Origin of the sequence: Alteromonas sp. S167 (assembly GCF_036864375.1) — a bacterium.
GTDB lineage: Bacteria > Pseudomonadota > Gammaproteobacteria > Enterobacterales > Alteromonadaceae > Alteromonas.
Genome location: NZ_JAZETR010000004.1, coordinates 102,066 through 126,036 on the forward strand (window position 1 = coordinate 102,066; position 23,971 = coordinate 126,036).

Sequence of the window (23,971 nt, forward strand, 5' to 3'; positions counted from 1 at the left end):
AACATTGAGTGTAATTAACTATTAGTTAGAAATTACGCTTGTATCTGTAATAGGTAGCGCTGCTGCATCAGAAGCGATGTAGCCAGCCACTTCACGCTGCATTTCAGCTGTAACTGCAGCATTTGCAGTAGGACTTAAGCTTGATGCATGTGCACCACTATTGAACAACACAAGACCGCTCACAGGGTCAGCGCTTGGACCTTGTGTTTCAACAACTTGGTCTAGACCGATAATTTGCGCTAGTGGTAGCTGACCAGACATTGGTAACGCAGTAGACACTGGGATTACTTGGTCTGGGAGGTTTTCTTCGCTTCCATCGCCCACAACAGTCATCATATGAACAGGCGTTGTCTCACCTAATACAGTAGCGTAGTTAGTTGGGTCGCCAGCGTCCATCACCGTTTGAGCTGCAAACGCAAATTCAGCAAACACGGCATTTACCGCTGCAAGCTGTTCTTCAGTCGCATTGGCTTCAAACGCATTAACTGCTGCAACAAGCTCTGCTTCAGAAACATCGGCAGTACCATAAAGCTCTACGAGTAAACCTACGAATTCTTCAGAAGCCTGTGACATTAGCAGACCGCGAATTAGAGGGCCAAATGCAGGAGACTCAAGAAGGAACTGCGGTAGACCGCCTCCAGGAGATTCTAGTGATGCCTGTTTAATTGCATACATACCGTCAAGTGCAGCTAGGTCGCCGCCCATTGATGTGTTTGCTACAGATGCAGTGTTACCACCAGTAATCGCACCTAGCGAAACACCCATAATAGAAACACGACTGGTATCAAACTTAACGCCTTGCGTCGCTGTTGTATCAACAACTGCGTTCAAACCTAGACGTAAACCTAAAAGATCTGAAACACTTTGACGAAGGTTATCACGCGCTGTAGGTAAGCTAGCCAAGTTCATATAGTGCGTTGCACTAACTGTGGTTGCGTTAAGGTCGTCATTACCGTCGCCATCTAGGTCAAAACCGCGGCTGCCGTGTAAAGGTTGATCGATAGCAACCGATGCAATACCAGCAAGTGACAGCGTACCAGTAATAGCAAGCATGTCTTCCTTCTGACTAGTAATACCGTGCGCCAGAATAACCACCGGCCAACCCGCTTCAGGCATTGCAATTGGGAAACCAAGTGCACCTGCAATAGCTGGGTTAGGTACAGTTACCTGAACGTCAAGTTGCTCGGTACCCATGTTTCCACCTGTTGGCTGTGGATATGGGTTAAATTTAGTGATGTTACGTGCATTGTCTAGCTTTTCACCATTTACGCGCAAATCTGCCAAACCAAGTGCACTACACGTTTGTGCGTTCGGCCCAGGCGCCGCTGCACCAAGTACTTCTTGTGGCGCACCCGCTAGCACGATGCCGCTGTCACACGCTGCTTGCCAGAACGTATTCACTGGCGCAAGTGGGTTTTCAGCACTTGGAATACCAGAGAAATATGGTAGTGAGATGTTACCTTCGTAACGCGTTGCCGCACAGAATGGACCTGCTTGTGCAAGGATGCCGGTAGAAACAGCAATAGCAAAGTCGTTTACTGGGCCCCACTGTGCCGCTAGTTGACCACTTACTGTGCCAACAAGGCCTGCGCAGGTTTGAAGTGCGCTAAAGTCTGTTGCATCAATTGCAGGAATAAGCGGTGCCGCTTCAGGTGGTAGACCTTGCTTACCAAGTGCCACTGCACCCGCTACAGTTTCTGCGGTAACTAGATTTAATGCTTCCATCGCCGTTGGTGCTGAATCTACATCACCTACAACAATGGCAGGTAATGCTTGTCCAGCAGTTGGGTCGCCAGCTGCCGCACGTGCCGCGAATTCACTAACCATTACTTTCTTAATGGTATCAAGTGAATTCGCGATTGATTGGGTAGTGAAAGCAGAAACATAAATAAGCTCTTCACGCTCAAAACCTGCACCTAGAAGTGGATTAACTAGTGAGTTAACTAAGCCTTGTAGCTGAAGCTGGCTATCACTTGAAAGTGGATTCGTGTTGATGTCTTGACGTGTTAGCTCCCATGAAGAAGAGCCCTGAACAGACTTGCCCGAAGAATCCTTCAAGTCAGTCGTCATAACAAGCATGTAGCCTTGAGCCGGCTTAAGCGGTTTCAACGGAACAAACTGTACTGTGTTGTTATCTGCTAATGTTAAAACATAATCAACGCCAAACGTAAGCTGGTCGCCTAACTTACAGCCAGCTGAAGGTGTCGTAATTTGTGCACAGTCAGGGTCAGACTGGTCAAGGCCAAGTGTTGCTTCATACAGCAAAATACCTGCAGAAAGCGTAGAGGCGTCAAGTGATGCACCAGCAGGCGTGTCAACATTGATCACAAACGGATGTTGTGTAGACCAGCCATCCAAAATATTAAGTGCATTCTGTGGGTCGCTAAAGTCTGTTGGGTCAGCTACAGGAATATTTAGCGTATAATCGAAGAACCCATCGTCACCTGGGAGCATCAAAAGGTCATTAGGAATGTTTAAGTTCCCAGCTGCTGGATCGAATACGACTCTAGAAAATGGCGTTTGGATTTCTGTATCGGCTTGAATGTCGTCAAGGGTTTCATCGGAGCCACCACAGCCTGCTAGACCCAGCGCAAGGGCCACACTGGAACTTAATACGAGTTTTCTCATCTCTACTCCCTACAAGCATTGTTGTTATTTTTTGTTAAAATCGAATGTTTATAAAAATGTGTGCCTTTGTATCCTGATAACACACAAAAATCGACTTCAAACATGTTAGACCAGTTGTATCTAGCTCAATCTTATTGACTTTGTTGCAACTTTGCAAAGTTTTGTTAACCAGTTTTGTTAACTTTTTTTACGTTCACCACGTTTTTTGAATCATTGTTTTACTTGTGCGCCAGTGTGAGTATGATCGGGCATCATTAATATTGCTAAAATTTATTGCATTTATCTTACGGATTCTAAGGAAAAAAATGAACGACTATGTTGCCCCACAGCAGTTACTCAATAACAAAGTCATCCTTATTACTGGCGCTGGTGACGGTATTGGCGCAGAAGCAGCAAAGACCTACGCTAAATACGGTGCAACCTGCATCTTACTGGGTCGCACTGTTTCGAAACTGGAATCTGTTTACGACGACATTGTGAATGCCGGAGGCGCAGAGCCTGCTATTGTGCCGCTTGATTTGAAGGGTGCTACACCTAGCCACTACCAACAAATGGCACAAACTATCATTGAACAGTTTGGTCGCCTTGATGGTGTATTACACAACGCATCGGTTTTAGGTCATTTAAGCGCATTTAAAGATATCGATGCACAGGAGTGGCAAGACGTTATGCATACAAATGTTAACGGCATGGTTTTCATGACCCAAGCACTTATTCCAGCCCTTGAAAAAGCTGAGAAAGCCTCGGTAATATTTACTACGTCTAGCGTTGGCCGCAAAGGTCGTGCTTTTTGGGGTACTTATGCGGTTTCAAAATTTGCAACAGAAGGTGTTATGCAAACCCTTGCTGATGAATATCAAAACAAATCGCTGCGCTTTAACTGTATAAATCCTGGTGGCACTCGAACAAATATGAGAGCCCAGGCGTTTCCTGCTGAAAACCCTAATACGTTAAAAACACCCGCTGACATCATGCCTATGTATTTATATCTTATGGGTGATGATAGTTCAGATGTTAATGGCCAGTCACTAGACTGTCAGCCCAAGCGTTAAACGCCAAAATGTAAATGCTCACAAAAAAGCCGCGTAACACACGCGGCTTTTTTATATTAGTTGCAACTAGGTGCTACTCGCCAATCTTCGCCCATGTATCGCGAAGACCTACTGTGCGATTGAATACAGGCTTTTCGTCAGTGCTGTCTTTATCAATACAGAAGTAACCGGTTCTTTCGAACTGCCAAGCACCTACATCTGGTATATTATTCGCTAAACTTGCTTCCACCCACCCTGTTTTCACTTCAAGTGACTCAGGGTTAATTGCGTCAGTGAAATTTTCTTCAGCCGCTGGGTTAGGTACGTTGAACAGTCTATCGTAAAGTCGGAACTCAGCGGGTTGACCTGAAGCTGCATCTACCCAATGAATTACGCCTTTCACTTTACGTCCGTCAGCTGGGTCTTTGCCGAGCGTATCTGGGTCGTACGTGCAGTAAACCGTTGTCACGTTTCCGTCTGCATCTTTTTCAACACGGTTTGCTTTTACTACATACGCATTACGAAGGCGTACTTCTTTATCAAGTACCAAACGTTTGAACTTCTTATTAGCCGATTCGCGGAAGTCTTCTGCTTCTATATACACTTCTCGACTGAAACCAATATTGCGTGTACCCATTGTTTCATCGTTAGGATGATTAGGTGCAACCAGTGTTTCAGATGTTCCTTCCTCGTAGTTTTCAATAACCAGCTTGATAGGATCTAACACGGCCATCGCGCGCGGCGCGTTGGCATTAAGGTCATCACGAATACATGCTTCCAACATAGACATTTCAACCATGTTGTCCATTTTCGTGACACCAATTCGCTTACAGAATTCAACTATTGAACCAGGCGTATAGCCGCGTCTACGTAAGCCAGCGATGGTTGGCATACGCGGGTCATCCCATCCATTAACGTGGTTTTCTTCAACTAATTGAATAAGACGACGCTTGCTAAGAACAGTGTACTCAAGGTTCAAACGAGAGAATTCGTACTGACGTGGCGTACAGTCTATTGAAATATTTTCAATTACCCAGTCGTAAAGTCGACGGTTATCTTGGAATTCAAGTGTACATAAAGAGTGCGTAATGCCCTCAATGGCATCAGAAATACAATGCGTGAAGTCATACATTGGGTAAACACACCACTTATCACCTGTTTGGTGATGGTGAGCATGTTTTACACGATAAATAACCGGGTCGCGCATGCACATGAACGGCGATGTCATATCAATCTTAGCACGTAAGCTACACTCACCCTCTGTGTAGTCACCCGCAGTCATTTTTGCGAATTCGCGTTTATTTGTTTCTACATCAGTGTCGCGATAAGGGCTGTTTTGACCAGGCGCTTTCAACGTACCGCGCATCTCACGCATTTCATCTTGAGATGAAAAGTCGACATACGCTAGACCTTTGTCAATTAACTCGTTGGCATAAGCATGAAGCTGGTCAAAATAATTTGACGAGTAACGCGCTTCGCCATCCCAGCTAAAACCTAACCACTCAACGTCTTCTTTAATCGAGTTAACGTAAGTAATATCTTCTTTTGCCGGGTTAGTGTCATCAAAACGTAAATTACACGTACCTGTGTAATCTTGAGCAATACCAAAGTTTAGACAAATTGATTTCGCGTGACCGATATGGAGAAAGCCATTTGGCTCTGGCGGGAATCGTGTCTTAATAACGTCGTGAAGACCACTTGCTAAGTCTTTATCGATAATTTGACGGATAAAATTGGTCGGACGATGTTCAGTCTCGGCCATTCGCATGTTCCCCTTGTGCACTGAATACTTAAAATTTTCGCTGAGTATAACACTGTCGCAATTAGAACAACCATGTTTTATTGCGTAAAGGGCTTACAAGTGACGGAATAAAAAGCACGGATCACACTAGGCATATTAAATTGCTCTATTAAAGCACTTACAAGCTACCAAAAAACATGTAACTACTGAAAATTGTGGTAACCTAATCACGATGACAACAGTGTCGTTGCAGCAAAACATGGTGTCTATGAAAGAAAAAGCAACCTCTTTTGATATTGCCCACTTAGCCGGCGTTTCTCAATCTACAGTCTCAAGAGCATTAAACAACAGCCCTCTGGTAAATCAAGAAACCCGCGATCGCGTCCAACGCATCGCACGTGAACTTAATTACAAAGTAGATAAAAACGCCAGTAACTTGAGAAAACAAAAGAGTAGCACCATTGCCCTACTTCTTTTCGAAGATCCTACCTCTGACGATTCAATGATTAATCCGTTCTTCTTGGCAATGCTAGGCAGTATTACTCGTGCTTGTGCGCATGCGAACTATGACCTGCTTGTATCGTTTCAAAATTTGGAAGACGATTGGCACGCAGAATACGAAGACTCTAACAAAGCTGATGGCATAATATTACTGGGATATGGTGACTATACCGATTATCAAACCAAAGTGGCGCAATTAGAATCACAAGGCACACACTTCGTGCGTTGGGGTGCCCCTGATGCCGCACACCCAGGCGTAAGTATTGGTTGTGATAACTACCAAGGCGGTCACAGTATTACCGAACACTTAGTTGCACTTGGAAAATCGTCGTTTGCATTTATTGGCGATAATGGTGTGCATGCGCCAGAATTTAAAGCGCGCTTTGATGGCTACTACGACGCATTGAAAAAACATAGCCTTCATGAAACTAGCGTTCAACACAATGCCATTTCTACTGAAGACGCTGGCTCGCAAGCAGTACGAGCACTACTGGAAAAAAACCAGTTACCGCAGGCGATTGTTTGTGCATCAGATCTAATCGCAATGGGTGTCCTACGAGCCCTGCGTCAAGCCCAAATTAGTGTTCCTGACGATGTAGCAGTGGTTGGCTATGACAATATTGCAGTATCGGCCTACACCACACCATCGCTGACCACAGTTCAACAAAACACCAAACTAGCAGGTGAACTGTTAGTTTCAACACTGCTTAAAGCAATTAATAATGAAGAGGTAGAAGATTACCTTATGCCTGCAGATATTATTGTTAGGCAGTCTTGTGGCTCTGAATAAACAAAAAAGAATAAACTCGCGCTTTTGAACAACGCGCTATAGAAACAAAAAAGCACAGCCTAATGTCTCAAGCCGTGCTTTTTTTTTAAGATTAAGCAAACTACTGACGCGACATTTGATCTTCTATCGTTTCAAGAAAACGTGCATCTTTTACTGTGTCATTTACAACCCAAACTTGAACACCATTTGGCTGCACGCTAGCTTCTAGCCCATCACCTTGGTCAACGCGTTGCGTTTGACCACTAAGCTGCTCTTCCCATATACCTGCCTGCATGTAATCAGCAATATCGAACGTTTCAGTTTTATCGCTCTTGTTCAATAATACCAACGCAATTTGCTGTGTATCTGCAGTTTGAACTACACGATAAAACGCTGCGCGATGACCGTTTAATTCCACATTTACTTGAAGGCCACGCTGTAAAGCAGGTGTTTGCTTTCTAACGTTAGCAATGGTTGAAAGTGCAGCATGTATAGCGTGTCCCTTCGCTTTTTCTATATTTTCTTGACCAACGTAGTTTCGGTTACCAGCATGCTCAGCCGTACCACGCATATAACCAATCTCAGACCCCATATAAACAACAGGGATCCCACGTACGGTAAACAACCAGTTGTGCGCATTTATAAAACCGTTATCCGTAGCGTTTATGCGCGCCATATCGTGGTTATCGTAAAATGTCGTTAGGTCATATGGGTTGTGATACGGGCCATGCGTTAGATAAAGCACGTCTTTCAAGTCGGCAAAATCAGTTTCCAATGGCTTTTCAAATACCGACACCATGGCTTTTTGCATTGGGAAGTCCAATACACTTACGCCACCATTTTTGGGTAGTGTATGTTGTGCAATAGCTTTGGCATCGTAATTAAAACTCTCACCGAACATAAAGAAATTCGGGTTGTTTTCACGAATTCTATCTGCCGCTTCACGCCAAAACGCATGAGGAACGTGTCTGATTGTATCGATTCTAAAAGCGTCAGCGCCCTGTGATATCCAGTACAAATAACTGTTAATGAGGTAATCGCGAAGCACGGGGTTTTCATCATCTAGATTTGAAAGTTTTACAAGATCGGGATAGTTGTGAAAGAACGCATGTAACGGATTGTTCTTCGGATCCAACTCTTCAGGCGCCAAGTTTTGGTGGTCCGCCACTAAATTGCCGTTTTTATCGTATAGTTCGCCGTAACCAGGCAAATCACTTTCCATAGTAAAACTAGGGCTCCCATGGTTGGCAACAATATCAAAAACTGATTTCAAACCAAACTGCTCGCGCATTGCAGTGGTGTATTGTTTTACACTTAGGTCTTCGCTTATTAAATGCTCGTCTGGTTGGTAGAAGTTTGTAGCCCAATAGCCGTGATAGCCCGTTTTGCCACCATCTTTAAACGCACCACCATAGGTAATAGGCTCATCGCCATTAAACGCATAGTCTGGGTTATCTACCACAGGCGTCATCCACACAGCGGTGAAACCCATGTCTTTAATATATTGTGCGTTGTTAAGAATTCCCTTTAGATCGCCCCCCATATAACCCACATAGGCTTTCTTACCATCAGGCCCCTCTAGAGGGAGCTGCCATGTAGGGTAATCGCCCCCCTGATTTTCATGGTTATTAGTATTATCGCCATCGACAAAACGGTCGGTAACAACGAAATAAACCGCTTCACTGGCGAAAGGCGTAGAAGTGCCCACAATATTTTGCGATTGCGTTACTGTAGATGTTTTTTTATCAACGGCCGTGTTTGCACAACCTGCAACTAACAAACCAGAAAGAGCTACGGCAATTATCGAGCGCTTTGCTTTCATTTATTCAACTCCTTGTGTAGCGTTTGCGGTATGCATATCAGTTTCCTTAACAAAGAATACTGCGATTGCACCAATAAGCATTGAGATACCTGCAACAACAATAATGTACTTGGCATCGTTATTAAAGACACTGCTTAGGATCCAACCTGCTGTTAAGCCAGACACAATTTGTGGCGCTGCAACAGTAAAGTTAAAAATTCCCATATAGACACCGGTTTTATTAGCAGGTAACGAGCCCGCCAGCATGGCATAAGGCATTGCAAGAATTGCAGCCCATGCGATACCAACGCCAATCATAGGTATTAGTAGCTTCACTGCGCCAACTGGCACTGTTACTTCTGTAATAAGCAGGTTCACGTTTACCATGGTTAAATCTTGGAACGCTAAGAAACTGACATAGCTTAAGCCACCCAGTATAAGCGCCCCAGCGTAAACCGTTTTTCTGCTCAGCGTATCAGCTAGTTTGGCTAAGAAAATTGAAAAAATAGCTGCGAATACAGAATAAGCAGCGAATAGAATACCTACCCAATCACCAGCGGCCCCCATTGCAATACTAATCGATTCTGGAACAGTGCCAACAGACGCAAGGTATTCTGGGTCGTACCATTTCTTATCGATATTCCAAATATGTTGTGTAATTGCAGGCGTGGTGTAGACCCACATAATGAAAAGTGCAAACCACGAGAAAAACTGCACCACAGCAAGCTGTTTCATGGTTTTTGGCATATCTCGAACCAACTTAAAGAACTCACCAATTCGCTGAGATAATGGTGCTTTAGCTTCTTGTGGCTCAGCCGTATCTGCATCAAGGCCCTTATAGCGATTGTACTCTTCAGGTTCATATTCCTTAGTACGAATAACCGTCCAAATAACAGTACCTAATAGTACGGTTGCACCAATGTAAAACGCCCACACTACCGAAGGTGCTACTTCACCCATTTGCGCCGTATTTTCTAAACCAATCACGTTGGTTAGCACAAAAGGAAGAATTGAACCGATTACCGCGCCAATATTAATAAGAAGCGACTGCACAGAATAGCCAACGTTACGCTGTGATGCCGGGACCATGTCAGAGACCAGTGAGCGGAACGGTTGGAAACACACGTTAAACGAAGCATCCATTAACGCCACCATAAGTGCGCCCATTATCATTGGCGCAAGAAAGGCAACAAAAATTGGCGCATTAGGTAGCAAAATCATGCCAATAAATGCAGCAATAGCACCACCAAAAATGAACGGACGTCGTCTTCCCAGACGGTTCCACGTTCTATCAGATGCTGAACCAACAATAGGCTGTACGATTAGGCCCATAATGGGAGCCACTAACCAGAAAAGCGAGAGTGAATGAAGGTCTGCGCCAAGGCCGGTCAAAATTCTACTTACGTTTGCGTTTTGTAAAGCAAATCCGAATTGAACACCCAAAAAGCCGAAGCTTACGTTCCATATTTGCCAAAAAGAAAGGCGTGGTTGAGAAGTCTGCATATAATGCTCTGTTATTAGTTTTTATTAAGTTAATTACGTTAGCGCACAATAAATACTTGTGCTGACATCGCTTCTATAGAAACCTTATCGTCTGTGGAGAAAACTTCGCCAGTACTCACTTTTGTGAGCGTTTTAAAACCCGATAGCATTTCAGCGTATTCGCTTAATGCAACAGACTGCTCTTTTTTAGACAAAACTGTCATCAACAATCCATCTGACGGAGATGCTGGTACGCGGAAATAGGTGTAAACGCCGTCTTTCGGCGCGTAGTGCTTTAACTCGCCTTCAAAAAAGCTTACGTGGTTACGACGAAAGTTAAGTAGCGTGCGGACTCTTTGCTTCGCCCATTTTTCGTCTTCGCTTAAGCCGACATCGTTAAAGCCATTTTTTTGATTATCTTGGGCCCACCCTCCAGGAAAGTCGGTTCGAATAATACCGTGATCATCTGTACCTGGGTTACTCATCAAAATTTCAGTACCGTAGAACACTTGCGGTATTCCACGCGTCGTTAAGAACAAGGTCATTGCCATGTTCCACTTTCTAACATCGTGATCAACCTGTGTAAAAATACGGCTCATATCGTGATTGTCAGGAAACACAACAAGGTTGTTAGAATCACCATATAAGAAGTCGGTGGCAAGTGTTTCATAAATGCTAATAAAGCCACTGTTCCAACTTTCATCCGACGTTAATGCTTCAACAACCGCAGTTTGTAGTGGGAAATCCATTACAGACGGAAGCGCGCTTTCATAATCGTCATGTCTATGGCTACCCGCTTGCCAGTAAGCAGTAATCGCGGGGTTTACAGACCACTCTTCACCCACAATGTTAAAGTTTGGATACTCTGCCATTAGCGCCTGTGTCCATTGCGCTAAAAAGTCTTTATCGGAATATGAATAGGTGTCTACGCGAATGCCACTTAAATTGGCATACTCAACCCACCAGATAGCGTTTTGAATAAGGTAATTAGCTAAGTGAGGATTACGTTGATTCAAATCAGGCATGGTAGGTACAAACCAACCGTCACTAAACCCTTTTACATCGCTCGCAACAGCATGTGGGTCGTGAAGTGACTCTCGTTTATGAGTTGTTCCCTTAAATGTGCCTTTGTTGTTTATCCAGTCTGCAGAGGGTTTATCTTTCATCCAAAGGTGATTGCTTCCAATATGGTTTAGCACCATATCCATGATAATACCCACACCTTTCTCTGTTGCGTGATTGCTCAAACTGACGTAATCTTCATTAGAGCCAAAACGCGGGTCGATTTTGTAATAATCTGTGGTCGAATAACCGTGATAACTATACGCATCCATAGCGTTTTCTAGTAACGGCATTGTCCATATTTGGGTAAAGCCCATATCGCTTATGTAATCGAGATGATCGATGATCCCTTCAATGTCTCCGCCGTGACGCCCGCCTTTGTTTTCCCTATCAACAGAGTCTGCATAGCCATCAACGTTATCGTTCTCAATATTGCCATTTGCAAATCTATCAGGAGCTATTAAATAAATCGCATCCTTTTCAGTGAAGCCTTGACGCTGAGAAGACTTTTCACTGCGAGATTGCAGTGTGTAGTGTAAGGTCCTTTTAGTGCCGTCTTTATCTTCCAACAAAAGCACTATTTCACCAGAACGTGCATCTTCAGTATTTAGCGTAACAAAAAGGTAGTTGTTACTATCAAGCGATTGAACCTTTTCAATTTTCACGCCCGGGTTTACGCCCGATTCTAGGCCGCTCTTAGTGACCAAGCGAATGGTGTCATCTGCTACGCCCTCGCCGTGTATCATTAACTCCAACGTAGGCGAAGCCATACCAGCCCACCAATTGGGTGGTGAAACATTAAGCCCATTACCATTTGCAGTAAACGAAAGCGTTGTAGCCATCACACTACTAAGTAGCAAGGCGACAGAGTTTTTACTTTTTGGGAACGTGAACACTAACAAATACCTTTTTGTTAAAAATACGTTAAACGAAACGCTAACGTCGAATACTACAATGGAGAGGAGTTAACACCAATGCACTGCATACGTATTCACGCCCGTGCATTGGTGAAAAAGGTAAGTAACCTTCGACGGCTAGAAAGCGAAAACCTTTGTTTCTAGTGGTTGAAGGTCAACAGTAATGTTGTAGCCATTTTCCTTGTCCTGCAAAGTCACACCCGTATGGTCAAGCAGCGGTAGCAATTCTTGATTTGCTGAAAACGTGTTTGAGAAATCACTAGAAAGCGTCAACACAGCGTTATTTACCGGCGCAGTATCAAAGTTTGCTACTACAATGAATCCGTGTTTATCTTTTACTCTTGCAAAAGCAAACTGACGTTCAGAGTAATTAGAGTTGTTGCTTAAGCTGTCTTTATGAAGGCTTATTAACTCGCCGGTTACCGCTGAATTAGTGGCGGCAATGGCCATAACCTGTTCGTAGAATTGACGAAGTGATTTCTCTTCTTCAGTAGACTGGCCACCATCGAATGCACCTTCATTCATGAAACGTTGATGGGCAGGAACACCTACATAATCAAAAATTGATGTGCGTGTTGGGTCGCCAAACCCTGTTTCTTCACTTCCGTCTTCACCAACATCTTGCCCGAAATACAACAGTGTTGGAGAGCTGCTAATTAGTGCGCTTACCGCCAATGCTGGCTTGCCTTTCTCGGCACTTCCGGCAAAGTCAGGGCTGGCAATTCGCTGTTCATCATGATTCTCTAGAAAATGAAGCATGCTTGGTGCAATATCACTCACCTCGTTATGAATGGCAACCAAGTCACTTACTTCACCCGTTCCTTGCATAATGCTTTTCAGAGTATCGTAAAAGCCTACTTTGTCGTAAAGATAATCCATCTTCCCTTTATGTAAGTAGGCGCGATATTTGTCTGGCTGGTAAACCTCTGCAAGCAGAAACGCATTTGCGTTCTTTTGTTTAATACTGCTGTTTAAGAACGACCAAAATTCTACAGGTACCATCTCAGCCATATCATAGCGGAAGCCATCAACACCTTTGTCTAACCAATAGTGCGCGATGTCTCTGAATTTAAACCATGAATCTGGTAATGCTTTACCTTCCCAAAATGCGGCGTGAGCCGCGTAATCTTTGTCTGAATAGTTATCGGGAAGTACAGGGAAATCGTATGTACCATCAGGCTTTACCCCGTAGTTGACCTTCACGGTCTCATACCAATCGTTAATTTCTGGTTGTGCAGCACGTGCACCGTTTCCGGTCCATTTAGCAGGCATTTCATCAAATTTACCGTCTGATAAAGGATGAGGATTTCCGCCTAGTACTTGGTAGTTGTCTGCTTGTGGCACTTTAAATGCTTCGCCAACAACATAGTAAAAGTTGTTGTTTTTCGCATATTCTACTGACGTATCATCATTTTCACCAAAATCTGACACACCTTCAGGTGCCGACAATGACGTGTAATCACGTGCAACATGGTTTGGCACTATATCAATAATAACTTTCATGCCGGCCGCGTGTGTGCGCGCAATCAATGCCTCAAACTCTTCTAAACGCTTTGCTGGGTCTGTAGCAAGATCTGGATTTACATTGTAATAGTCTTTAACAGCATAGGGTGAGCCCGCACGACCTTTAATTACATCAGGATCATCGTTTGAAATACCGTATTCGCTGTAATCGTTAACTAATGCATGATGCGGGACGCCAGTGAACCATATATGACTGGTACCTAAGGCCTTGATAGATTCAAGCGCTTCTGGAGTAAAGTCTTTAAACTTTCCTACACCGTTATCTTTAATAGTTCCCCAAGGTTTATTTGTGCTGTTTGTGTTACCAAATAAACGGGTAAACACTTGATAAACAACAGGCTTCCCTTCTCTCTTTTCACTTGTCATTGCATCATTGTTGCTATCTTTAACATCTTGCACAGTGACCTCTTGAGCGGCTGTATTGTTCGATGTTTGAGGGGATTCGCTACACGCCATTAAACCCGCACAAAGCATAGCAGTAGTTAATGATTTTAGTCGAAAAGAAGAGTTTGTTTGCATGACAGTTAGGTCGTTAAATTAACATGCAGTAAGGATACGCGTTAACCGTATGTTAAAAAACATGCATACGTATTCAAAAACAAAAAAGCTACCAATTACGAGTAGCTTTGTTGTTATTAGACTAAAGAACAAACATTTGAGTGGTCTTTTGGGGTAAACCTAACATTTACTAAGCCGCTTTTATAATCCCTAAAGATGCATTAGCCGAATTGTTCTTTGTAGAATTTTGCGCCATGTATTCATTATGCTGAATATCATCGACTTCCAATTGATTAGGCTGTATTTGATCGAAAGCAGCTTGCGTCTCATTTTCAAGCGCCTTATCAATTGATTGATAAAACCCTCGCAGCGGCTTTGCCAACTCACTGACTAATACCTTCGGGTCTATACGGTAAGGCACGCGCTTTCCATTAAATTCTACGCTACTGCCTATGTCTTTAAAATCAATGCCAAACGCCTTCATTCGTCTGGCAAGCTTTGGTTCCATAAGTACATAGGCAAAACGTAAATCGTGCTTTATGCAAATGCTTGTTGCCATAAGGTATAGCGCAATAGACAGATACGGTAGTTGGTCGATATTGACTTTACTTTTGACAGTCGCGCTCCCCAAGCCAGACGACAAAATTTTTGATCTAAACTGCCTTACTCTGAAGTCTTTAGGAATAGCAAGACGTGATATTTCACAAACGCCTTGGTCAGCTTCTCTCGACGGCAAAAGCGAAGGGTCTTCAAAAATATCTGAAAACTTATCTTCAACCGGTAAACCTTCGCCGTTTAGCTTTGGCAGCACCAACCGAATAGTGCCAGCACATTTTCCCGTTGGAAGATGCTGAATATGACAGCTTATTGCACGTTTGTCATAGGCGTCTTGCTCAAGTGCACGTTCGTTCTCGGCTTCGTAACGCATTTCTTCACAATACACTTGATGGCGGGTTTCATAACCTACCTTCTTTTCTTTACTGTTTGACGCAACGACAAGCTTATAGCGGCTAAAGAAAAAAGAGGCTATTAGCTTATCTAGGCTCTGGTGTTTCTTCCCATCCGTGTTCGGCGTGTTTTTAGCATCATTTGTGAGCACTTTATTCTCGTGCCTCGCCTGCAACTGGATATTCTCTGATAAACAATTCAACATTAAGCTCCCAAAAGATTTTTACAGGTGTGTGGGGAACTTCCTAGTTGCAACTACACCATTCACTGTTGTTTTAATTTTGTTTTATTATTTTTATCACGGCTGTTTCTTATTAATTCATTACCGCGTTCAAATTCCGATTTTGCCATTCTGTCGTAGAGTAAGACGTTTGCAGTTGCAGCCACATTCATACACGAATACGTGGGTACATAAACCACATGGTCACACCATGACAAAACGTCTTCGCTGATGCTTCCGTCCTCTGGCCCTAAAATGTAAAACGCATTATCAGGGTGCTCAAAATTAGGTAGCGGACTCGCTCCTTCTACCAACTCAATAGCTACGACACTCGCTCCCTCAGGAACCACCTCTCGCAGGTCATCTACACCTATCGTTGGTATTGTTTTATGAAACGCTTTTGTATCGGCATTGAAATCTTTTGCAAAGCGAAAGCGTTGACCCGTGTAAAATACGCTGGCAACCCCATAACATCCTGCCGCTCGCAGTATTGAGGCCACATTCACAGGATTTTTGGGGTTTATTAATCCCAACGACACTTTCTGATTTGCTAATTGCACTTTTATTCGCTCTTTATCTGCTGCTTTTATTGCACGCTTTAATTAAGTCGCGAATAGTGCCATGTAATGCGTTTCGCTGCCATTGCTTATCGTGTGTGATGCTCAGCTAATTGGCAATCTTATTCTCAATGCATTACAACGTGTAACGTCAGGTACGTCAACAGCAACATGTGCACCAGTTTGAATATTTCCTTACTTTTATTTATCTATCACTTTTAAAAATTTATTTAATAATTAAAATACAACAACTTACGAAAATTTATATTTATAAAGAACAAACTTCAAAAGGTTACACATAACCACTTAAATTTTCTAATACTCAGAATACGATAAAAACGCTTTCGAACTGTCGCTAAACACATACATCGCAAGCTTCTGATATTAAGATCATTTTTATACAGCAGATTATTTCGCAGACGAATATTGAGTTAAAAACAACAATGTGTTCCGAATAAGTAACATTCAGTGATGCTAAGTCGTAATAGTTCGACCATTAAAGGTACTCGCTCAAACTCCACCAATGCTTAAAAAGCTGTCATAGAAATAAAAAAGCCGCGCTGAAAAAGCACGGCTTTAAACAACATAATACTCTGTATTGAGCGCGTTATATCTTAGTAACAACTAGCCATGGGGCATTGCCATCAGGACCATTAACACTAAATAAATAGGTGCCTGTTTCAGGTACATCCATCACTAGGTTATTGTTACTACCACCTAGTGTTTTTGGCGTTCCCTCTTCAACCACATTTGACGCAGCATCGTTGGGGTTACCTAAGTTAACTGTTGCCCAATCTTCTGAAGCAACTTTAAACTCTACCGTGCCAGCACTTAACTCTACTTCTGCTGTATAAACACCAGCGCCTTGGTAACTAAAGATATCAACTGCCCCCCAACCGTTCATGCCACCACGAACAAACACTTCTGTGTCGCCCCAGTAGGCTTCTTTGAACACGCCAACCGTTGGAGCGTCCAGTGAGGTAACATCGAAAACAAACACATAGCGGTCGGTTTCTTCTATCGTCAGTACCAAATTATCGTTGGTTCTAGCCAGTCCCACTGTTTGTCCTGGCGACACATTTCGGTCTGCATCATCAGACGACACCGCACCAAAGTTCACCGTATTCCAGTCTTCCGATGCAACTTTGAACTCGTAAGTACCTGGCTCTAGGTCTCTCGCAAAGGTGTAAACTCGCCCACCTTGATATACAAACTCTTCGACAGTACCCCAACCATTCATGGCACCACGAAGGAAAACAGGTGTACCCACGTAAGGCTCTTCGTTTTCTACCGTGATTACTGGCGCTTCACTGTCTGTTGCATCAATGGTAAACAAATAAGTGGCATCTGCAGATGGCGTAAACGAAAGGTTAGTATTTGTGCGAGCTAGAAGTTTTTCTTCGCCTGCTGTGACTGCACCATCATCACCATCTGGTGCACCAAAGTTCACTGTACTCCAGTCTTCAGAAGCAAACTTAAAGCCATAGGTAGTACCGCCTTCAAGAGCTACTGCAACCGTATAAATACCATCTCCTTGATAACTAAATGCGTCGTTTGTTGACCAGCCATTCATGTCACCGCGAAGGTAAGCAACAGTGTCGCCATAAGGTACTACATCAGGGGCCCCTGCCGTAGCAAAAGCAGACAATCCAACACCTTGTGCACCTGATTGCGGTTTAACAAATACCGCAATAGACATCGCTGGAACCGTAAACGTACCGTTGCCATCATCTCCTTCCGTAAAATAAGCGCCACGCACCACTTCATCAACAGAGTTCATCAACGTAGGGTGAAGTGAAAAGCCCGTTGCCGTATTCACAGTAATCGACTTTTCTTCGTAGCCTGTGTTTACCAGAACCATCAATGCATCATTCATTGGGTCTAGATCGCTTCTAGGCATCTCACTATCTGATGATACGCCATCGTCCAGGCTCATCGCTATCAGGCCACGCTGTTGGCGTGAACCAATATTATGGAAACCAATGCGGTCAATGATGTCTTGTGATGTCGTTAACCTAAATAACGGGCTTGTCATTCTTATCGACAGCAGTTCAGTAAAAACATCCGAAGCAAAAAGAATATCTGCCGACGAGGCTGCGCGCTCTGGGTCGTAGATAAACTCGCCCATCTCTTCCCAACGCCCCTCATTGTCTTGCGCTATTGGCAAACCTACATTCCAGTTATTTGTTTGATAAGTGAAATCTATGTAGTTAAACCAATCACCTGAATCATAGGTATTTCTGTCCATTGATTTAGAGCGCAACATGTCGCCGCCCATTTGTAGAAATGGAATGCCCTGAGAAACAAGGTTGATACCCATTGCGACATTTTGCGCGCGAACACGCTCTTGCAGACTAATATCGTGAGGAAGTACGTAATTAAGCTGATCCCACAGGGTTTCGTTATCGTGTTTAGATACGTAGTTTATAATGTCAGCTGGGTCTTCAGCATAACCACCTAAATTGCTCGTTGCCCCTGCACTGCCCGCCGAGGTTTCCAAGATGTAGTCTTTAAGCGTACCAATCATTCCCATTTTTACGCGGTCTTGATCGCTCAGTAGCGCGTCAGAATCTGGTCGGAATATATTTCCCTGACGAATGGCTTCACGAATACGATCGTTAAACGTACCAATCTCCGTACCCGCCATGTTTAGCTGGCTGGCCTGTTCATAACCACGGTCAATCTTCGTCCAGCCTTCACCGTAGAAGTAATTGTCTTCGTCAACGGTTTGAACCACCTCACGCAAACGTACCATAGTGTCTTTAGTTGCTTGGCTCATGATGTCAAAACGGAATGAATCGTACTTGTAGTGCTCTGCCCACATCAATAACGAGTCTTCCATGAACTTTTCCATCATGATATTGCGAGGCTCTGTGTCGTCGCAGCAGGTTTCACGCACAATGGCACCAGAATCAACTTCATAGCGATGGTAGTAGCCCGGCACCACTTTATCGAGTACAGACTTGGTAAAAACACCAGACGCGTTTGTATGGTTATACACCACGTCTAAAGCCACTCTTAAACCCATCTCATGAAGCGCTTGTATCATTGCGCGCATTTCTACAATTCGCTCAACCCCTTCAGCGCTTGATGCATAACTGCCCTCTGGTGCATTGAAATGGTGTGGGTCGTAACCCCAGTTGAACGTATCAACATTACGCAAATCGTTAGTTAATTGCTGTGCCTTGGCCGCTTCAGCTAATGGGTCATAAGCGTTATATACATCGATAAGAAGCGTGTTACTGTCTTCTTCATTACAAACAGCAGCCTCTTCATTTAATCGACATAGCGCTCCTACAGTATCGTAGAGGTCAATAGTTTTAGACGGGTCTTCATCAATAGTAGCGATGTCGTTAGCAGGCAAAACGTGGAAATAATTAAGACCTGCATCAACGAGCTTTTTAAGATGTTCAACAGGTGCACTATTCGTTTCGGTAAACGCTAAGTATTTACCACGGTTAGCTTCAGATGTAGACATATCACGTACGCTAAAATCGCGAATATGCCCTTCGTAAATTACCGCATCTTCAGGGTTTTCAACGGTAGGTATAGTATGAGTATCCCAACCTTCTGGCTTAAGGTCATCATCCGTTAAGTTAACAAAACGAGAAAAACGTCCGTTAGTTGAAAGTGACACCGAGTACGGATCAGTCACAAGTAATGTTTCAATATTACCTGTATTCGGGTGGTAAACTGTTATCTCATAACGATAAAGCGCCCTATCAAGCGACATATCACCTTCATAACGCCATACGCCTGACGTGTCATCACGTGTCATTGCGATACGCTGATTCAGTGTTTTGTTATCGTTGTATAGCATCAAGTCAACGTTACTAGCCGTTGGTGCCCATACCGCTGCTGTTATTCCCGAGTCAGTGTAAATACCGCCGAGCATAGCTTCATTAGCATCATCTTCACCAGATGTGTAGAGTGCATCAATGGCATTCGCTAGCTGAATGCCAGTTGCTACAAGCAATGTACCTTCTGCATCGTAACCACCTAAAACGGCTTGCGTTCTCAATACAGCTTTAGCATCGTCTTCATTCCAATCTCCTTCCCACGCTTGCATTGAAGAAAGATGTGGCGCTCGCGCTTGCTGATCTTCAGTCAATGTCGTAGGCATTAGCGAAACCGATGTGCCGTTTATCCCTTCTTCTAGCGTGCTCTCAAGGTCGGCATCTGCTGAATAGTGCAGTTTTACCTCAGAGACCGCCTCTGGCACATTCCACAAGATGGTATTGGCATCTAGCCAATGTGCGCCAAAGCCTTCGATATCTGCTGCTTGCGGCCCAAGTGATAAAATAGGATATTCGAAAATTGTAGGCTCGCCTGACAAAGTGAAATTCATACGGACAAAGGTTTCGTCGTCTTGGATTAGCGAACCTTGGAAGTCGCCTCCACCCATTTCTTTGCCTGCATCGTCAGTACCTTTGTGAATAATAAAGTTATGACAATCACCATAGCCTTCTTTTAACTCAAATACCCAATATGCTCCGTAGTTAGGGTCGATACCGTTGTGTACTCGGCCGTTTGCCCAGTCTGTGTCCGCATCAGCATAGGCGTCGCATGTATCGTTATTCCACGTGTGAAGACGCCAGCCTTCATACATAGGGTCGTTTGCAGAATTGTCTGCATCAACTGACGCTCTGTTGTAGTACAGCACAGCCTGATTAGACGATGGCGTGAATACTGGCGCAGGTAGAGTTGGATCGGCACCGACAACACACGCATCGTTGGTTTCATTTGGCACAGTGGGCGCATCACACTGAATAGGCGGTGGTGGCACACATTCAGTGCCAGTTGAATTAGGCACATTGGGTACGTCACAAGTAAGTAAATCATTGGTGCCCGACTCTATATCAGAGCCACCGCAACCCACTAATGTAACTGCCCCTACAAGCAATAGCGCTGCGCGCCATGCTGTGGTTTTAGTAAACATAGAATTCTCCCAAAAACGGTTTTGTGAAGGTTTCACCGCGTTTTCTTTAATTGACCTGAGGATTAGCTTTTTCATAGTTGGTATGTCATCCCTAGGAAGTATTGCGTTCCGAAATACTGAATGGTTCCTGTTTGTTCCTGCGAGGAGAAATAGCTCTTAGTAGGCTCATCAGTAAGGTTGTTAATTTGGAATAGAACGCTCCAATTTTCATCGACCTCATAAGAGGCTTGATAATCGATAACCAGTTCTGAATCGAAGTTAACCACCTGATCGTTTACCGCAACCTGCTGAGAAACAAATGCGTCTCTGTAACGGCTAGAGACACGAGTTTCAAAACCCTCGTATTCCCAAAAGACAGTGAGCGTTGCTACATTCTCAGATAGTCCGGGAAGATTTGCTGCGTAGACACCGTTACCCAAAGTTCGCTGAATTTCACTTTCGGTGTACGAGTAACTTGCACTTACCCCTAACCCAGACCACATGCCCGGTAACATGCTGTAAATTTGCGTGTAAGCAATTTCGAGACCGCGAATGTAGCCACCTTCAGCGTTGTTCACAGCAGTGCTGTAGCTACCGTTTTCGGTTGGAACTGTGATGAAAATTGGGTCACCATTTTCATCGCGAGCAAGCTCTGTTTCTTGCCCTGTAAATTCAGGCGTTAAAAATACAGGTACTTGTACTGAGTCTGGCACTACAATGCCATTGGCTGAAAAGTCATAAGGGTCTATTTCTATATCTTCCACAAAAGATTCAATGTCTTTATAGAAACCTGCCACTATAAGTGCACCCTCGGTTTCACTGAAATAATACTCCCATGAAACGTCGTACTGGGTGGCGTAGAAAGGTTCAAGATAAGGACTGTTGCGCGCATTACCATTTACACGTGCCGTGGGTGTTGAAAGGGTTATCTCACCTGAGTCTCTATCTTGAAACGCTGTTACTGTTTCAATGGTGGTAGAAGCATTGGCAGCAAAACGATTAATAGGCGCTCGGCCCATAACTTTAGCCGCGGCAACACGTAACTGGGTGTCGTCGGTTAGCTGGAAGTTTAGGTTGATTGAGGGCAGCACATCACTGTACTCATGGGTAATTAACGCAGGGCGATAAAAATTATTAATTAAGCCCACTTCATCAACAATATTTTGTGCGCCAGCAGTTGGATCGCTCACCTCTACCGTTGCACCAGATTCAGGATCTGAGATTAACTGTGTTGCACGCTGCAACGTTGTGGAACTTTGCTTACTTTTAACATAGCGCACACCTATGTTTCCTGTTACTGGCAGGCTACCAATTTCAGTATCGATGTTAGCCATAAAGTAGGCGGAATTTACCGTTTCAAATACATCGCCACTTTCTTGAAGTGTCCATGCCGTGGCAGGCCCAGTACCTGGACCATTTATTACACCGGCGGCACCGGGTCCCCACGTTTGCACAGGTTGAGGGCGACCGTTTGGAAACCACGCATTCAATGCAGTGTCTAAATCAATTGACAGATAGCTAGGAAAATAGCCGAAATCGCCACTCCAATTAACCACCTCAGTCATGTCTGATGTGAGTCGCAGCGGTGGTTCGCTTACAGAGAAAGCGCTGTCGTTGCCATATTCAAATACCGAACGGTCGTTGTTGTATTCTCTATCGGAATAGCGATATCCAAATTCGAAACCAGACACGATTGGCGTGTCTACGTAATATTGAAAATCGACGCGGTAAGCATCTAACTCGTCTTTGTTCTTAAATGGATAGATACCATATTTACTTACCATAACGCGATCTAAATCGGTAAAAGCATCGGTTTGGTTAAATCCAAGATCCGGTAAATTACTGCCATTAAGCAAATAACTTATTTGAACATTTTCATCGAACACTGGGTTAGCAGCATTTGCGTCTTCACCAACCAGTGACCACAGTAAACCATTTCTGAAATCACTTTCGGCGCTTGAACGCGATACGTCTAACTGAACAGCAAAATTAGGTGTTATTTCCCAATCTGCATTAATGCCTAAATTCGTTACACTGTCGAAGTCTTGGTTGTCATCGTTTACAAGCTCTACCCGCGTAAAACTGTTATCGGTGCGCGAGAACGTGCCCCCAATTACGTTGTTGTTTACAATAACAGGGTTGGTGATACCAGCGTTAATACCGCCCAATTTGACGCGGAACCCTCGTGCGAAGGCCTCGGAGTCAAATTCAGATATAAACGCATCCGCTTTTAGCGTAAACGTATCTATTGGCGCCCATTCAAACGCAGCTACATAGCCGTCACGCGTTTCTTCACCGCCCTTATGCTGCATCTCAAAACCTTCTGAGATGTACTCACACTCAGGGCAAGATTCAGGCCCTTGTGTGTCTCCTTCAAGCCCATCGACATCAACAAGCCCGTTGTATGCTAAGCCAATAAACTGTGTTGAAACACTGGGTTGGAATAATCTTGCATAGCCGAGTGAAACCCCTAATGTGTCGTCTAAAAACTTACCTTGATAAGAGAAGCTTAATCGGTGACCGTATTCGGACGCGTCACTGATTTCTGAAGCTCTATCGTTGTACATGCCTCGCATATTGGCACTGAACTTATGTTGTTCGTCCATCGCAAGAGGCGATGCTGTTTTTAATTCAACAGTACCAGCAATACCCCCTTCAATTAACGACGCTTTGGGTGATTTATAAACCGCGGCTTCGCTGATAAGCTCAGATGGATATTGGTCAAACTCTATTGCACGGCTGCCGCTTGTTGATACCTGCTCTCTTCCGTTCAAGGTTGAGAAAACAAAGTCTCCCGATAAGCCACGAATGTTAATCTGCGCCGCTTGCCCACCGGTTCTTACAGCTGATATACCAGGTAAACGCGTGAGCGCGTCTGCCATAGAAACATCTGGTAAGCCGCCTAGATCATCGGCTGAAATTTGCTCAGATACTGTATCAGAGAAACGCTTTTGATTGAGTGATTGAATAAGGCTACTGCTAAAACCGCGAACTTCTATGCGTTCTACTGCTTCAACATCTTCTCGTTCAACCTCGTTAATAGACGTATCCGGTGACTCTTGGGCAAACAAAGGTGTAGCGCAAAACGCCATACCACTGCTTATCAGAGCCGCCGTGATAGTGCTGGGTTTGAATGTTTTCATTGGTGTCCCATTCCTTGTTTTATTATCAGCACTTTTAGGACTACCACACCCAAAAATGCCTCTTATGGTTCAACAAAGAATATTACTGGGTTGTACAAAAAGGGAGCAACGCTATGCATACGTATTCATTAACAATAATTAAACATTTGTGAAACATGGTTTCACAAATTAATTTTCAATGAGTTACAGAGACAATGCGCCGCAATGAAAAAACGGCGCGGAAATGCTATG

Annotated in this window: 12 protein-coding genes; 2 read left to right on the forward strand and 10 right to left on the reverse strand. The window is 44.0% G+C overall.

All coding sequences use genetic code 11. The annotated features are described in order from the left end of the window. Window positions 1–21 precede the first annotated feature (21 nt). The gene (locus tag V7R35_RS08155) at window positions 22–2,628 is read right to left on the reverse strand and encodes a VolA/Pla-1 family phospholipase (RefSeq protein ID WP_334014249.1); all 2,607 of its coding nucleotides are present in this window, start codon (window positions 2,626–2,628) and stop codon (window positions 22–24) included. Window positions 2,629–2,933: 305 nt separating this feature from the next. Between V7R35_RS08155 and V7R35_RS08160 the strand changes: the two genes are divergently transcribed. After that, complete coding sequence (locus V7R35_RS08160; protein ID WP_334014250.1) at window positions 2,934–3,680, forward strand: YciK family oxidoreductase; 747 nt, start codon at window positions 2,934–2,936, stop codon at window positions 3,678–3,680. Window positions 3,681–3,753: 73 nt separating this feature from the next. Here V7R35_RS08160 and glnS read toward each other — a convergent pair whose 3' ends face one another. After that, window positions 3,754–5,421, reverse strand: a complete 1,668-nt coding sequence (gene glnS / locus V7R35_RS08165) for a glutamine--tRNA ligase (protein ID WP_334014251.1) — start codon at window positions 5,419–5,421, stop codon at window positions 3,754–3,756. A gap of 247 nt (window positions 5,422–5,668) precedes the next feature. Here glnS and V7R35_RS08170 point away from each other — a divergent pair, with 247 nt between their 5' ends. Then, window positions 5,669–6,691 carry a LacI family DNA-binding transcriptional regulator gene (locus tag V7R35_RS08170; RefSeq protein WP_334014423.1) on the forward strand — a complete coding sequence of 341 codons (1,023 nt, stop codon included), beginning with the start codon at window positions 5,669–5,671 and terminating at the stop codon, window positions 6,689–6,691. A gap of 100 nt (window positions 6,692–6,791) precedes the next feature. Here the strand turns inward: V7R35_RS08170 and V7R35_RS08175 are convergent, their stop codons facing one another. From V7R35_RS08175 to V7R35_RS08210, 8 genes are all read right to left on the reverse strand, one after another. After that, window positions 6,792–8,492, reverse strand: a complete 1,701-nt coding sequence (locus tag V7R35_RS08175) for an alpha-amylase family glycosyl hydrolase (RefSeq protein ID WP_334014252.1) — start codon at window positions 8,490–8,492, stop codon at window positions 6,792–6,794. Continuing rightward, window positions 8,493–9,974 (reverse strand): MFS transporter, encoded by a 1,482-nt coding sequence (locus tag V7R35_RS08180; RefSeq protein WP_334014253.1) that lies wholly within the window; start codon window positions 9,972–9,974, stop codon window positions 8,493–8,495. Between the two features lie 38 nt (window positions 9,975–10,012). Beyond that, the gene (locus tag V7R35_RS08185) at window positions 10,013–11,857 is read right to left on the reverse strand and encodes a glycoside hydrolase family 13 protein (protein WP_334014424.1); all 1,845 of its coding nucleotides are present in this window, start codon (window positions 11,855–11,857) and stop codon (window positions 10,013–10,015) included. A 192-nt stretch (window positions 11,858–12,049) separates the two neighbouring features. Next, window positions 12,050–13,822 carry an alpha-amylase family protein gene (locus V7R35_RS08190; RefSeq protein WP_438823455.1) on the reverse strand — a complete coding sequence of 591 codons (1,773 nt, stop codon included), beginning with the start codon at window positions 13,820–13,822 and terminating at the stop codon, window positions 12,050–12,052. 322 nt (window positions 13,823–14,144) lie between these two features. Beyond that, window positions 14,145–15,107 carry a PEP-CTERM/exosortase system-associated acyltransferase gene (locus tag V7R35_RS08195; RefSeq protein WP_334014255.1) on the reverse strand — a complete coding sequence of 321 codons (963 nt, stop codon included), beginning with the start codon at window positions 15,105–15,107 and terminating at the stop codon, window positions 14,145–14,147. A 59-nt stretch (window positions 15,108–15,166) separates the two neighbouring features. After that, window positions 15,167–15,682 carry an RNA methyltransferase gene (locus V7R35_RS08200; RefSeq protein ID WP_334014256.1) on the reverse strand — a complete coding sequence of 172 codons (516 nt, stop codon included), beginning with the start codon at window positions 15,680–15,682 and terminating at the stop codon, window positions 15,167–15,169. Window positions 15,683–16,286: 604 nt separating this feature from the next. Beyond that, entirely contained in the window at window positions 16,287–20,618 is a 4,332-nt protein-coding gene (locus tag V7R35_RS08205) for an alpha-1,6-glucosidase domain-containing protein (protein ID WP_334014257.1), read from the reverse strand. Between the two features lie 71 nt (window positions 20,619–20,689). Continuing rightward, window positions 20,690–23,740: a TonB-dependent receptor gene (locus V7R35_RS08210; protein ID WP_334014258.1), complete on the reverse strand. Its 3,051-nt coding sequence runs from the start codon at window positions 23,738–23,740 to the stop codon at window positions 20,690–20,692. Window positions 23,741–23,971: the final 231 nt, after the last annotated feature.

What these genes read in the sequence shown, in the direction of transcription:
- V7R35_RS08175 (WP_334014252.1), bottom strand. Translation starts at nt 8,492, where the DNA reads ATGAAAGCAAAGCGCTCGATAATTGCCGTAGCTCTTTCTGGTTTGTTA.
- V7R35_RS08195 (WP_334014255.1), bottom strand. Translation starts at nt 15,107, where the DNA reads ATGTTGAATTGTTTATCAGAGAATATCCAGTTGCAGGCGAGGCACGAG.
- V7R35_RS08180 (WP_334014253.1), bottom strand. Translation starts at nt 9,974, where the DNA reads ATGCAGACTTCTCAACCACGCCTTTCTTTTTGGCAAATATGGAACGTA.
- glnS (WP_334014251.1), bottom strand. Translation starts at nt 5,421, where the DNA reads ATGGCCGAGACTGAACATCGTCCGACCAATTTTATCCGTCAAATTATC.
- V7R35_RS08160 (WP_334014250.1), top strand. Translation starts at nt 2,934, where the DNA reads ATGAACGACTATGTTGCCCCACAGCAGTTACTCAATAACAAAGTCATC.
- V7R35_RS08190 (WP_438823455.1), bottom strand. Translation starts at nt 13,822, where the DNA reads ATGACAAGTGAAAAGAGAGAAGGGAAGCCTGTTGTTTATCAAGTGTTT.
- V7R35_RS08205 (WP_334014257.1), bottom strand. Translation starts at nt 20,618, where the DNA reads ATGTTTACTAAAACCACAGCATGGCGCGCAGCGCTATTGCTTGTAGGG.
- V7R35_RS08185 (WP_334014424.1), bottom strand. Translation starts at nt 11,857, where the DNA reads ATGGCTACAACGCTTTCGTTTACTGCAAATGGTAATGGGCTTAATGTT.
- V7R35_RS08155 (WP_334014249.1), bottom strand. Translation starts at nt 2,628, where the DNA reads ATGAGAAAACTCGTATTAAGTTCCAGTGTGGCCCTTGCGCTGGGTCTA.
- V7R35_RS08210 (WP_334014258.1), bottom strand. Translation starts at nt 23,740, where the DNA reads ATGAAAACATTCAAACCCAGCACTATCACGGCGGCTCTGATAAGCAGT.
- V7R35_RS08170 (WP_334014423.1), top strand. Translation starts at nt 5,669, where the DNA reads ATGAAAGAAAAAGCAACCTCTTTTGATATTGCCCACTTAGCCGGCGTT.